Raw genomic sequence first — 12,581 nt, forward strand, 5'->3', positions numbered from 1 at the left:
GGTGAACCCGTTGAAAATAGGTATTATAGGCGCTACTGGTTATGGAGGCGCCGAACTTGTCAGGATTCTTAACCATCACCCTTATGCAGAGGATTGTATATTATATTCATCGAGCGGCGAAGGGAAAGAATATGCCGCTTCATATCCGCATTTGAGGAATATAGCGTCACAATCACTTCAGCCGCTTCATATAGAAACGATCCGAAACGAAATTGATGTCATGTTCATAGCCGCGCCGCCCGGCGTCTCCGGAGAGTGGTCGCCCAAGCTTGCGGAGGCGGGCATCCCGGTCATTGATCTATCCGGCGATCTGCGGATTCAAAACCCGGCCGTGTATGAAAAGTGGTATAAGCGGAAGGCCGCTCCGAAAGGAACGATTCAAAGCGCGGTTTACGGTTTAGCTGAACTGCAAAAAGAAGAGATTCAGACTGCAAAGCTGATTGCCAATCCGGGATGTTTTCCGACGGCTGTGCTGCTCGGGCTCGCCCCGCTGGCAAAGAATAAGCTTTTACAAGATTCATTTCTGATTGTTGATGCGAAAACAGGCGTATCCGGCGCCGGCCGAAAAGCATCCATGGGCACTCATTATTCTGAGCTGAATGATAATTTCAAAATTTATAAGGTTAATGAGCATCAGCATACTCCGGAAATTGAACAGCAATTAGCGGCTTGGCAGCCCGGCACAGGCCCGATCACGTTTTCCGCTCATTTGGCGCCGATGACAAGGGGCATTATGGCGACGATGTATACGGAGGCTCCCCCGGGTATGTCTGCTGCACAGGTAAGAGAATTGTATTCCGAATTCTACAAAGATTCATATTTTGTCAGAATCAGGCCGGAAGGTGAATTTCCGGCGACGAAAGAGGTATACGGCAGCAATTTTTGTGATATCAGTGTCACCGTGGATGAAAGAACAAACCGTGCCACCATCGTTTCTGTCATAGATAATCTGATGAAAGGCGCCGCAGGGCAGGCGGTTCAAAATTTAAATATCATGAATGGCTGGCAGGAAGAAACGGGACTTACGATGACGCCAGTCTATCCATAGAACGAAAGAGGGATTCGAAAATATGATTCAGCTAAGTGAGGAAATCACGAAAATAAAAGGCGGCGTATCCTCGCCGAAAGGGTTTGAGGCAAAGGGCGTGCACTGCGGTCTGCGCTATTCAAAAAAAGATCTCGGAGCGATTATCAGCGAAGCGCCTGCAGTCAGTGCAGCGGTATATACGCAGAGCCATTTTCAGGCAGCGCCGCTGAAAGTGACGCAAGCCAGCCTGAAAAAAAAGGGTGTGCTTCAGGCGGTTATCGTCAACAGCGCGATTGCCAATGCCTGTACGGGAGACCAAGGATTAAAGGACGCCTATGAAATGCGGGACGGCTTCGCGAGCCAGCTCGGCATTGAGCCGGAGCTTGTTGCGGTTTCGTCAACCGGGGTGATCGGCGAGCTTTTAGACATGAAAAAAATTCAAGCGGGCATCGAACAGCTCGGTCAAGCACCGTCCGTGTCCGGAGCATTTGAAGAGGCCATTTTGACGACGGATACAGTGACGAAACAGACGTGTTATGAACTGGTGATCGGCGGAGACATCATCACGATCGGCGGAGCGGCGAAAGGCTCCGGCATGATCCACCCCAACATGGCGACAATGCTCGGCTTTGTCACAACGGACGCGGCCGTGGAAGAACAGGCGCTCAAAAACGCGCTCAGAGAGATTACGGATGTTTCATTTAACCAAATCACCGTTGACGGAGAAACATCGACGAATGACATGGTGCTTGTGATGGCGAACGGCTGCGCGGGGAATGATTGCCTGACGGAGGATCACCCTGACTGGCCGGCTTTTAAAAAGGGGTTAAAGCTTGTATGCGAAGACCTTGCCAAAGATATTGCCAGAGACGGTGAAGGAGCGACGAAATTAATTGAAGCCAGAGTCGAAGGCGCGAAAAATAACCTTGAGGCGAATATTATCGCCAAAAAAATCGTCGGTTCAAGCCTTGTGAAGACCGCCGTTTACGGCACAGACGCCAACTGGGGGCGCATCATCGGCGCAATCGGGCACAGTGCGGCAAGCGTAACGGCCGAACAAGTGGAAGTTTTCCTCGGCGGCCAGTGTCTGTTTAAAAACAACGAACCTCAGCCGTTTTCGGAAACCGATGCTAAGGAGTACTTATCAGGTGATGAGATTACGATTGCAGTCCGCCTGCAGGAAGGCTCCGGCAGCGGCCGGGCATGGGGCTGTGACTTAACCTATGATTATATCAAAATCAATGCGAGCTATCGCACATAACAAAGGGGAGCGGCATGAAGAAAACCATCGTTTTTAAGTGCGGCGGAAGCGTAATCCGCGAGTTATCCGCCGATTTTTTTCAAAATGTAAAAGAGCTTATGCAATCGGGCTGGAACATTGCCGTCGTGCATGGAGGCGGCCCGGACATTTCAAGAATGCTGAAAACATTGCAGATTGAAACGGAATTTGTCGATGGACAGCGGAAAACGACCAAACCGGTGCTGGAAACAGCGGAAATGGTCTTGTCAGGGACGATCAATAAATTTTTCGTAACCGAACTCGCGAAAAACGGGCTGAAAGCCGCGGGAATATCAGGAAAGGACGGCGGTCTCCTTCAAGCATCTTACCTTAATCAAGACAAATACGGAGAAGTCGGTGAAATACAAAAAACCGATCCGTCAATCATTCACGCATTAATGAAAGAAGGCATCATTCCCGTTATCGCTCCGCTTTCCATGACAAGTGATTTCGAAACGCTGAACGTCAACGCAGACGCCGCGGCATCGGCCGTTGCTTCAGCCTTACACGCCGACAAACTTTTATTTGTCACGGATGTCGAAGGAATTATGGACGGAGAGAACAGGCTGGATACTTTGACGCCGCAAGAGATTCAGGCCCTCATAGATGACGGCGTGATTTCAGGAGGGATGATTCCGAAGGTAAACTCGGCATTATCGGCACTGAGTGAAGATGTCGAGGAAGTGATGATCGTAAACGGAAAAGGAGCGTTTTTCACCGATCAAGCCTTCCAAGGAACAAAAATCGTCAAAGAAAAGGAGAGCGTGTCATGAGCAGCCTATTTCAAACCTACAGCCGCTGGCCTATCGATATCAAAAAAGCGAAAGGGACAATCGCAGAGGATGAAAACGGAAAAACGTATCTCGATTTTATTCAGGGCATCGCCGTTTCCAATCTCGGCCATTGTCATGATGAGGTCACAGAAGCGGTGAAAGAACAGCTTGACAGCGTATGGCACGTTTCCAATCTGTTTGAAAATGATCTTCAGGAAAAAGCCGCGGCAAAGCTTGCCGGACATAGCGAGGGGGATCTCGTTTTCTTCTGCAACAGCGGAGCCGAAGCGAATGAAGGCGCCATTAAGCTTGCCCGTAAAGCAACGGGAAAGACAAAAATCGTAACATTTCATCAATCCTTTCACGGACGGACCTATGCGGGGATGGCCGCCACCGGACAAGACAAAATCAAGACCGGTTTCGGACCGATGCTTCAAGGCTTTCACTATCTTCCGTTCAATGATCCGTCGGCATTCAGCACGCTTTCAAAAGAGGATGATATCGCCGCCGTCATGCTTGAGACGGTGCAGGGAGAAGGGGGAGTCAATCCCGCCGATCCGGAATTCATCGAAGCCTTACAGACATTTTGCAAAGACAAACAGGCGCTGCTTATCGCAGACGAGATTCAAACCGGAATCGGCCGGACGGGCAAGGCATTCGGCTATGAGCATTTCGGCATCTCTCCGGACATCATCACTGCTGCGAAAGGGCTTGGAAACGGTTTTCCCGTCGGAGCCGTGATCGGCAAAAAGAAGCTTGGCGACGCCTTTACGCCGGGTACGCATGGTACGACTTTCGGCGGCAATAAGCTTGCCATGGCAGCTGTGAAAGCAACCTTGGACATTGTGTTTCAGCCGGACTTTCTCCAGGCGGCGGCAGACAAAGGATCATTTTTAAAAGCGCAGCTGAACCGTGAACTGACAGGGCCTTTTGTAAAAGAAATCCGCGGAAAAGGGTTATTAATCGGCATTGAATGCGCAGGTCCCGTGTCTGGCATCATCGGAGATCTGCAGGAACGCGGACTTCTCGTGCTTCCGGCTGGACCGAATGTCATCAGGCTGCTCCCGCCGCTTACGGTTTCTGAAGAAGAAATGCTGTCGGCCGTCAGTATGCTGAAAGCAGCGATCGAAGCGCATTCGGCAGTGAAACGGTAATTTTTTTCGATATAAGAGTATAAAAATTCATATTTTTAATTAATTATTCATCAAGAGGTGGGCTTTAGATGAAAGGCTATTTAGTATTGGAAGACGGAACATCATTCGGCGGTGAACTTGAAAAAGAGGCCAGCTGTGTTGGCGAAGCTGTTTTTTTCACCGGTATGACGGGCTATCAGGAAGTGCTTACAGACCCGTCATATAAGGGCCAGATCATCGTCTTTACGTATCCGCTGATCGGAAACTACGGAATTAATGAAAAAGACCTTGAAAGTAAAATTCCTCAAGTCAAGGCTGTTGCCGTCTATGAAGCGTGTGAACATTTTTCTCACCATGAAGCAGTCTCAAGCTTGAGAGAGTATTTAAATAAATGGAACATCCCGCTCTTAACCGAAGTGGACACACGGGCCGTCGTCAAAACCATCCGCTCCGGCGGCACGATGAACGCTGCCGTGTCAACAACAGGAGAGATTCCCGCAGCATCCGGAACAGAAAACCCGGCGGAGCTGGCGCAGTCTGAAGACATCACGTCAATGGGGAACGGAGACCGGCATATTGCGCTGATTGATTTCGGTTATAAAAAATCAATCGCCTCATCACTTGTAAAGCGCGGCTGTAAAGTAACGGTCATTCCGTATCAGCAGATGAACGCTGTTTACGACATTCAGCCTGACGGAATCGTGCTCTCAAACGGCCCGGGCGACCCGAAAGCGATTGCGCCGTACATGAACCGGATTACATCATTACTCAGTGATTTCCCCGCACTCGGCATTTGCCTCGGGCATCAGCTGATTGCCCTGGCTTTCGGAGGAAATACGTATAAGCTGCCGTTCGGCCACAGGGGTGCCAACCATCCCGTCATTGACCGGAAAACGAAACGGGTGTTTATGACAAGCCAGAACCACAGCTATGTCGTTGATGAAGCATCAATTGACGAAAACGAGCTGTCCATCAGATTTCATCATGTCAATGATACATCAGTGGAAGGGCTCATTCATAAGCGCCTTCCCGTATTAAGCGTCCAGTTCCACCCTGAAGCTCACCCCGGACCGGCTGAGAGCGAGTGGATATTTGATGAATTTCTAGAGAAAGTGATACCAGCAAGGAGAGAAATCGCTCATGCCTAAAGATACAACCATTTCCAGCATATTAGTCATCGGCTCCGGCCCCATCATCATCGGCCAGGCGGCAGAATTTGATTATTCAGGAACGCAGGGCTGCATGGCTCTGAAAGAAGAAGGATACCGCGTTATTCTAGTCAACAACAACCCGGCAACGATTATGACGGATGAGGCGTTTGCCGATGAAATATATTTTGAACCGCTCACAACCGACAGCATCGAGGCCATTATTGAAAAAGAAAAACCGGACGGTCTGCTTGCCAATTTGGGCGGCCAGACGGCATTGAATTTAGCCGTTAAGCTTGAAGAAGCAGGCGTGCTGAAGAAGCATCACGTCAAGCTTTTGGGAACATCGGTGGAAACCATTCAAAAAGGCGAAGACCGGGAGCAGTTCCGCGCCCTGATGAAAGAGCTCGATCAGCCCGTTCCGGAAAGCGAAATCGTCGACAACGAAGAAGACGCCCTCCGCTTCGCTGAGTCTATCGGATTTCCGGTCATTCTGAGACCGGCGTACACGCTAGGCGGAAAGGGAGGCGGAATCGCCAAAACGAAAGAAACGTTTCAGACGCTTATTAAACAGGCGCTGTTAGCAAGCCCGATCAGCCAATGCCTCGTCGAAAAAAGCATCGCCGGTTTTAAAGAAATCGAATATGAGGTCATGCGCGACAGCAATCATACATGCATCACCGTCTGCAATATGGAAAACATCGATCCCGTCGGCGTGCATACAGGGGACTCCATCGTCGTCGCACCGTCCCAGACGTTAACGGATGAAGAATATCAGATGCTGCGTTCAGCAAGCCTGGCGATTATTTCGGCGCTGGATGTGGTCGGCGGCTGCAACATTCAATTTGCGCTGGATCCGTTCAGCAAACAGTACTATGTCATTGAAGTGAACCCGCGTGTCAGCCGCTCTTCAGCTCTCGCGTCAAAAGCGACCGGCTATCCGATTGCCAAAATGGCGGCGAAACTTGCCGTCGGCTATACGCTTGATGAACTGAAAAATCCGCTGACGGGCTCTACTTATGCAAGCTTTGAACCGGCGCTTGATTATGTCATCGTCAAATTCCCGCGCTGGCCGTTTGATAAATTTAAACATGCCGACCGCACGCTCGGAACGAAGATGAAAGCGACGGGGGAGGTCATGGCGATCGAAAGAAATATGGAAGCGGCCATTCAAAAAGCGGCGGCCTCCCTTGAGCTGAAAACGATCGGCACCCGCCTGCCTGAACTCGGCGGCTGTACGATCAATCAGCTGTGGGAATTAGCGGTAACGCCGGATGACCGGAGATTTTTCGTCGTCATGGAACTGTTAAGCCGCGGTGAAACGATAGAAGACATCCATGCCAAAACAAAAATTGACCCGTTTTTTCTCCATGTATTCCGAAATATCATCACATTGGAAAACAAGCTGATGGAAGAAGGGGATCATCTGTCTGTCCCGCTTTTAAAGCAGGCGAAGGTAAAGGGCTTCACGGATGTCATGATCGCATCTCTCACGGGAAAAACGGAAGAAGACATCCGTGCTCTCAGAAAGAAATCAGGCATCGTCCCGTCGTTTAAAATCGTAGATACATGCGCCGCTGAATTTGATGCCAAGACGAATTATTTCTACTCCACCTACCTCGGGGAAAGCGACGGAGATATCAGCCGAAAAGAGAAAAAACGCGCCCTCATCATCGGCTCAGGCCCGATCCGCATCGGTCAGGGAGTGGAATTTGATTACAGCGCCGTCCACGGCGTTCTGACCCTGCAAAAGCTGGGGTATGAAACGATTATGATCAATAACAATCCGGAAACAGTAAGCACGGATTATGAAATCGCCGACCGGCTTTATTTTGAACCGCTGACGACAGAACATATTTTAAACGTGGCGGAACATGAAAACATTGATTTTGCCATCGTCCAGTTTGGGGGACAGACCGCAATCAATGCCGCTGAACCGCTGGAAAAAGCGGGCATTCCGCTGCTCGGAACATCCTTTGAAACCCTTGATGCGCTGGAGGATCGGGATCTGTTTTATCAGCTGCTTGATGACCTTGACCTGAAACATGCCAAAGGCGAAACCGCTTATTCAAAAGAAGAAGCAACGGAAAAAGCAAGCCGAATCGGCTACCCCGTGCTGATCCGTCCGTCTTATGTCATCGGTGGGATGGGCATGATTATCGTTGATTCAGAAGCGCAAATGTCAGAACTGCTGGAAAATGAAGCGCGCATGCCGTATCCGATTTTGATCGATCAGTACATTACAGGAAAAGAATTGGAGATCGATCTGATTTCCGACGGACATGAAGTATTCGTGCCGACTTACACAGAGCACATTGAGCGCGCCGGCGTCCATTCGGGCGACAGTTTTGCGATTCTTCCGGGTCCGTCTGTCACACCTGATATGCAGCGGAATATAAAAGAGGCCGCCGAAAAAATCGCGGTAAAACTGGCTTTTAAAGGCATCATGAACATTCAGTTTGTCATTGATGACAAAGGGGATATTCTCGTTCTTGAAGTGAACCCGCGGGCAAGCCGCACAGTTCCTGTCGTGTCTAAGGTGATGGGGGTGCCGATGATCCCGCTTGCCGCCAGATTGCTGGCCGGCGCTTCCCTTAAAGACATCAAGCCCGAGGTTCAAAATCAGCACGGAACGGCAGTGAAATTCCCGGTTTTTTCTTCTCACGCCATTCAGGATGTGGACGTAAAGCCCGGGCCGGAAATGAAGTCGACCGGAGAAGGCATGTGTGTCGCGTTTGACGCAGAAAGCGCCCTGAAAAAAATCTACGCGCACGTCTGGGAGAAAAAAGGCAGCATCTATCTGGAAGGCTGTGATGCGGAATTGGAACGTCAGGCTCAAGAGGCGGGATTTACCGTATGCAAAGATGCGTTCCCGGCATGGGCAGAGCGAAAGGATAAAGCGGTCCATATCAATTTCAATCACTCTGAAGAAGCGCGTAAACAACGGATCGAAGCCATGACGCACGGTGTGACGGTCTTTACTGAACCGGAAACCGTAAAGGCATTTTTAGCAAGCGGCTCCGGCAAACCTCAGCCTGTATCGCTCAAAGATCTTTATCAAAAGGAAGTGGCATCATGCACACAATAAAAGCGGAACACACATTAACCCATTTGTACGGCAAAGATTTTCTTTCCTTAAAAGATGTCAGCCCGTCAGACATCAATGCGCTTCTGACAGAAGCTTCATTATTAAAACAACATCCGATACAGCCGATTTTCCAAGGGAAAACATTGGCGATGATTTTTGAAAAATCTTCAACCCGCACACGCGTGTCTTTTGAAGCGGGAATGGCCCAGTTCGGGGGAACGGGACTATTTCTTTCAAGCAGCGACCTGCAGCTTGGGCGGGGGGAGACGGTCGCGGATACGGCGAAGGTGCTGTCCGGATTCGTTGATGCCATTATGATCCGCACCTTTGAACATGAAAAAGTCGAAGAGCTTGCCGAGCATGCAGACATTCCCGTCATAAACGGGCTGACCGACCGGTACCACCCGTGTCAGGCACTCGCGGATCTGTTAACGATACAAGAAATAAAAGGAGAACTGAAAGGAGTAAAAGTTGCCTATATCGGTGACGGAAATAATGTGGCGCATTCACTTATGATCGGCTGCGCAAAAATGGGCTGTGACATTGCGGTTGCTTCGCCGAAAGGCTATGAAGCAGAGGAAGAGGCGGTGAATGCCGCAAAAGAAGCGGCGGCTGTTTCCGGAGCGAAAATCACCCTTACCGAAAATCCGCAGGAAGCGGTGCGGGATGCAGACGTGATTTACTCCGACGTCTTCACGAGCATGGGGCAGGAGGAAGAGACGCAGCAGCGGCTGAATGTGTTTGCCCCGTATCAAGTCAACGCCTCACTCGTCAGTCTCGCCAAACCTGACTATACATTTTTGCATTGCCTGCCCGCGCATCGGGAGGAAGAGGTCACGTCCGAGATTATCGACGGCCCGAACTCTGCGGTATTCCAGCAGGCGGAAAACCGGCTTCACGCGCAAAAAGCGCTCCTGAAAGCTCTTCTTTACAAACAGGATGAACAAAAAAACCGCTGAATCTCATTCAGCGGTTTTTGATATTTCTCCGCATACAAGCGCATACTACATAAAAAAGAAAAAGGAGGAAATGACGTGGGACAGCAGCATCAATTCCGCCCGGGACAAAAAGCGCCGAATAACGGTGTGTACGTTGAAATCGGCGAAACGGGAAGCATGGTCAAAAACCCGCAAAAAATCAAGCTTACGGTGGGAGAAATGTTCCCTGAAACTTCAAACCACAACAGATTGTGGACGTATCAACGAAAACCGTGAACACAAAAAAACCTGCTGAATAGCAGGTTTTTTTATTTAATGCTGGCTTGCATCCTGTTTGACAGGCATGATCTCCGCAAGAACAAAGACAAGCACCGCAATAACTACGGCAATAACGGATGATTGCTTGAAATTGTACGCCGCGCTGTTCATGGAGGCGACCAAATAACAGGCCATATGTGTTAAAAGGAACGTCCAAATAAAACCGATAATAAACCGCACGTTTCCACCTCGTCCTTCATTTTATTCTACGTTGTATCATACCATACATAAGGCGCGGGCGGAAGGTCATTTTCTCATCAAAAAGCGCGCCTGAAACTGACATGTGCCCGCCTGTCCGGCCGTCTGAAGGAAAATTCGGTTCCTGTGCTTGGGATAATAGCCAAAACATAGCAGCAAATAGGAGTTTATCCGATCCGTTTTCATTCTTCTTACATATGATAGCCAATAGAGAGATTAGGAGTAAAAGGAGGCGGGCAGGCATGGGGATTACGGAAAGATTTTTCCAATTCGGATCTGAGCCGAACGTCATCCATCTGCCGTATCGGCCGAACGGCTTCTGTATCTTTATTCTGGGGGACAGAACCCACTTTGTCAGCCGGGACTCAAGCTTTTGGCTCGAACATGAAGGGAGAAAGCAGCTGTTACATGTGCTGCTTGACAGAGGGTACACCATTTTTAACAGCAATTTATACGGACGGCATTGGGGTTCGGAAAAAGCCGCTCTTTACGCCAGACAGCTGGTTCATTATGTGCTGAAACAAGAAACCCTCAATCCGAAAATACACTTGCTCGCAGAAGGCATGGGCGCCCTTATCGCCGATCAATTGCTGCAGTCTTCACCGGAGCATATCCGTTCAGCCGCAATGTTAGATCCTTGTCTTGATCTTCAAGCCCATTTTGAATCAGAGAAAGAAAATAAGTTTTTTTATAAGCAGTTTCTGAGGGAAACGGCACAAAGCTTCGGTGTTTCTGAAAAAGAGGCAAGCTCACTGAGCTATCAGACCATTACCGGCTGCCGCACCAGCGTGCCGGTACATATATGGCAAAGAACGACCGGAGCGCCGTACCCGTACACCCTGCATGCGAACGCGTATAAAGAAGCCCGGGAAAAGACCGGAAGCAAGACTGATATCACGTATCACCTGCTTGAGAACCCTGCGCGTATGTACAGAGCCATCTGCCGGTTTTTCCGCAGTCATGAAAAAGACCTGTAATGAATAGAATACAACAGCCATCTCTTTTCAGAGGGCTGTTTGGCTTGTGTGCGAATGAAAAACCGGAAAGGCGGCAGATGTGATGAAGACAGCGCTGATCATTGGAGCAGATGAATTTCTCGGCCTTTCATTGTGCGAACGGTTGATGGATGAGGGTGTGCATGTCGATGTCATTTTGGCAGAACCGGAGGACAAAACGAGGCAGCTGTATTTAGAAGAACGTTTAATGTGGCTCGCGAGAAACGGGCTTTTTCAAATAATAGATGAAATCGGTGAAAAGGAATACGATCGTATCTGCGTTCAATACGGGAGCGGGTGTCTGCCTGAAGAAAGGGCTGAGCCTTTATATTGGATTGTTTACAGTGAGGATCACGGAGACTGGAAAAAAAACGGTCAGCGGGATACGGCAAAAGCGATTATCCTTCCTCCCCTTTACGGTCCGTGGACAGAAGCAAAAGAAGATGGCGAAAGCAGGATCTTTTTAGAAGACGCAGTCTGCGGGCTGATGAATCAGCTTGAGGCTGACGGCACAGAAGGCGAAAATCAGATTATTACCCTGGAAATAAAAGAAAAAACGCAAAAAACGGAAGCGGAAGAAAAAATTAAAGAATGGAAAAGACAATTTTCATCAATATTCGACATTTTTTAAGAAATACCTTCCATGTTATGTGCATTACCGCTACAATAAACGTATATCAATTATACATGTTATGAGTTTGAAAAGGGGTTGAACATGGCTTGATCACCAGGCTTGTCATGATCTTTTCTGTCCTCCTTTTATTGAGCGGATGCGCACAAACTCCGTTTAAAGGAAAAATTGAGAAGGTCGGAATGCTTTTTCCCGATACCATCAGTGACTTGGTATGGGGCACAAAAGGTTACAAAGGTTTATTAGCGATACAATCTGAATTTAACGTTGACGTTTATTATAAAGAAAATATCAGATCCGATGAAGATATTTTAAAAGCGATAGATGATTTTCATAAAAAAGGAGTCAATCTTTTATACGGGCACGGAAATGAATACGAGGAAATCTTCAATATGATCAGCAAGGATTATCCCGACATGGAATTCGTCGTCGCAAACGGAACGGCGAAAAGCGATAATGTCACAAGCGTTCACCTTATGGGTGAAGCAATGGGCTTTTTCGGGGGAATGACGGCCGCCCATATGTCAAAAACCAATGAGGTCGGCGTCATCGCCTCCTTTTTGTGGCAGCCTGAAGTAGACGGCTTTATCAAAGGGGCGAAATATGAAAAACCCGATATCACCGTCAATACTGAATTTACGGACCACTGGGATAACGGCAATGAAGCGCTGCATCTTTACGAAAAGTTAAAAGCGGAAGGCACGGATGTTGTATATCCGGCCGGAGACGGGTATAATGTTCCTGTCATTCAGCAAATCAAAAAAGACGGGCTTTACGCCATCGGCTATGTGGCCGAGCAATCGAATCTCGGCAAAAACACGGTGCTGACAAGCACGGTGCAAAACGTAGATAAAGCCTATACATTAATTGCCGAGCAATATAATAAAGGTACGCTCAAGAGCGGAGATCACAACTTTGATTTCAGGGAAGGAGTCGTTGAAATGGGAACGTTCAGCCCTCTGGTGGACAAAGCATTTCAAGACAAAATCTCAGACCTTGTAAAAACGTATAACCGAACAAATGAACTGCCGTCAAATGAATAGAGGTGGATAC

At 48.8% G+C, this 12,581-nt stretch carries 12 protein-coding genes; 11 read left to right on the plus strand and 1 reads right to left on the minus strand.

Annotated features, from left to right (window positions below):
• The first annotated feature begins 10 nt into the window (after positions 1–10).
• The 8 genes from argC to BXO87_RS01380 all read left to right on the plus strand — a co-directional run bounded on the left by argC (position 11) and on the right by BXO87_RS01380 (position 9,662).
• Positions 11–1,048, plus strand: coding sequence for an N-acetyl-gamma-glutamyl-phosphate reductase (argC, locus tag BXO87_RS01345; protein ID WP_038457593.1), 1,038 nt, complete (start codon positions 11–13; stop codon positions 1,046–1,048).
• Positions 1,049–1,070: 22 nt separating this feature from the next.
• Entirely contained in the window at positions 1,071–2,288 is a 1,218-nt protein-coding gene (gene argJ, locus BXO87_RS01350; protein WP_038457596.1) for a bifunctional ornithine acetyltransferase/N-acetylglutamate synthase, read from the plus strand.
• A 14-nt stretch (positions 2,289–2,302) separates the two neighbouring features.
• Positions 2,303–3,079 (plus strand): acetylglutamate kinase, encoded by a 777-nt coding sequence (gene argB, locus BXO87_RS01355; protein ID WP_038457598.1) that lies wholly within the window; start codon positions 2,303–2,305, stop codon positions 3,077–3,079.
• Positions 3,076–4,233 carry an acetylornithine transaminase gene (locus BXO87_RS01360; RefSeq protein WP_038457601.1) on the plus strand — a complete coding sequence of 386 codons (1,158 nt, stop codon included), beginning with the start codon at positions 3,076–3,078 and terminating at the stop codon, positions 4,231–4,233. Before argB ends, BXO87_RS01360 begins: the two co-directional genes overlap by 4 nt.
• A 68-nt stretch (positions 4,234–4,301) precedes the next feature.
• The gene (locus BXO87_RS01365; protein WP_038457602.1) at positions 4,302–5,360 is read left to right on the plus strand and encodes a carbamoyl phosphate synthase small subunit; all 1,059 of its coding nucleotides are present in this window, start codon (positions 4,302–4,304) and stop codon (positions 5,358–5,360) included.
• Complete coding sequence (locus tag BXO87_RS01370; RefSeq protein ID WP_038457605.1) at positions 5,353–8,448, plus strand: carbamoyl phosphate synthase large subunit; 3,096 nt, start codon at positions 5,353–5,355, stop codon at positions 8,446–8,448. Before BXO87_RS01365 ends, BXO87_RS01370 begins: the two co-directional genes overlap by 8 nt.
• Entirely contained in the window at positions 8,436–9,407 is a 972-nt protein-coding gene (argF, locus tag BXO87_RS01375; RefSeq protein ID WP_038457606.1) for an ornithine carbamoyltransferase, read from the plus strand. The genes BXO87_RS01370 and argF overlap by 13 nt, the downstream gene beginning before the upstream one ends.
• A 75-nt stretch (positions 9,408–9,482) precedes the next feature.
• A complete protein-coding gene (locus BXO87_RS01380; protein WP_003155070.1) occupies positions 9,483–9,662 on the plus strand; it encodes a YjzC family protein in 180 nt (59 codons plus the stop codon).
• A gap of 36 nt (positions 9,663–9,698) precedes the next feature.
• Here BXO87_RS01380 and BXO87_RS01385 read toward each other — a convergent pair whose 3' ends face one another.
• Positions 9,699–9,884 carry a YjzD family protein gene (locus BXO87_RS01385; RefSeq protein WP_007409129.1) on the minus strand — a complete coding sequence of 62 codons (186 nt, stop codon included), beginning with the start codon at positions 9,882–9,884 and terminating at the stop codon, positions 9,699–9,701.
• 260 nt (positions 9,885–10,144) lie between these two features.
• Here BXO87_RS01385 and BXO87_RS01395 point away from each other — a divergent pair, with 260 nt between their 5' ends.
• The 3 genes from BXO87_RS01395 (at position 10,145) to BXO87_RS01405 (ending at position 12,571) form a co-directional block, all read left to right on the plus strand.
• The gene (locus tag BXO87_RS01395) at positions 10,145–10,879 is read left to right on the plus strand and encodes a lipase family protein (RefSeq protein ID WP_038457610.1); all 735 of its coding nucleotides are present in this window, start codon (positions 10,145–10,147) and stop codon (positions 10,877–10,879) included.
• A gap of 82 nt (positions 10,880–10,961) precedes the next feature.
• Positions 10,962–11,528, plus strand: a complete 567-nt coding sequence (locus BXO87_RS01400; RefSeq protein ID WP_038457612.1) for a Rossmann-fold NAD(P)-binding domain-containing protein — start codon at positions 10,962–10,964, stop codon at positions 11,526–11,528.
• Between the two features lie 89 nt (positions 11,529–11,617).
• Complete coding sequence (locus tag BXO87_RS01405; protein ID WP_007409125.1) at positions 11,618–12,571, plus strand: BMP family ABC transporter substrate-binding protein; 954 nt, start codon at positions 11,618–11,620, stop codon at positions 12,569–12,571.
• The last annotated feature ends 10 nt before the right edge of the window (positions 12,572–12,581 follow it).

Origin of the sequence: Bacillus sp. GZB (assembly GCF_001975995.1) — a bacterium.
GTDB classification, from domain to species: Bacteria; Bacillota; Bacilli; order Bacillales; family Bacillaceae; genus Bacillus; species Bacillus velezensis.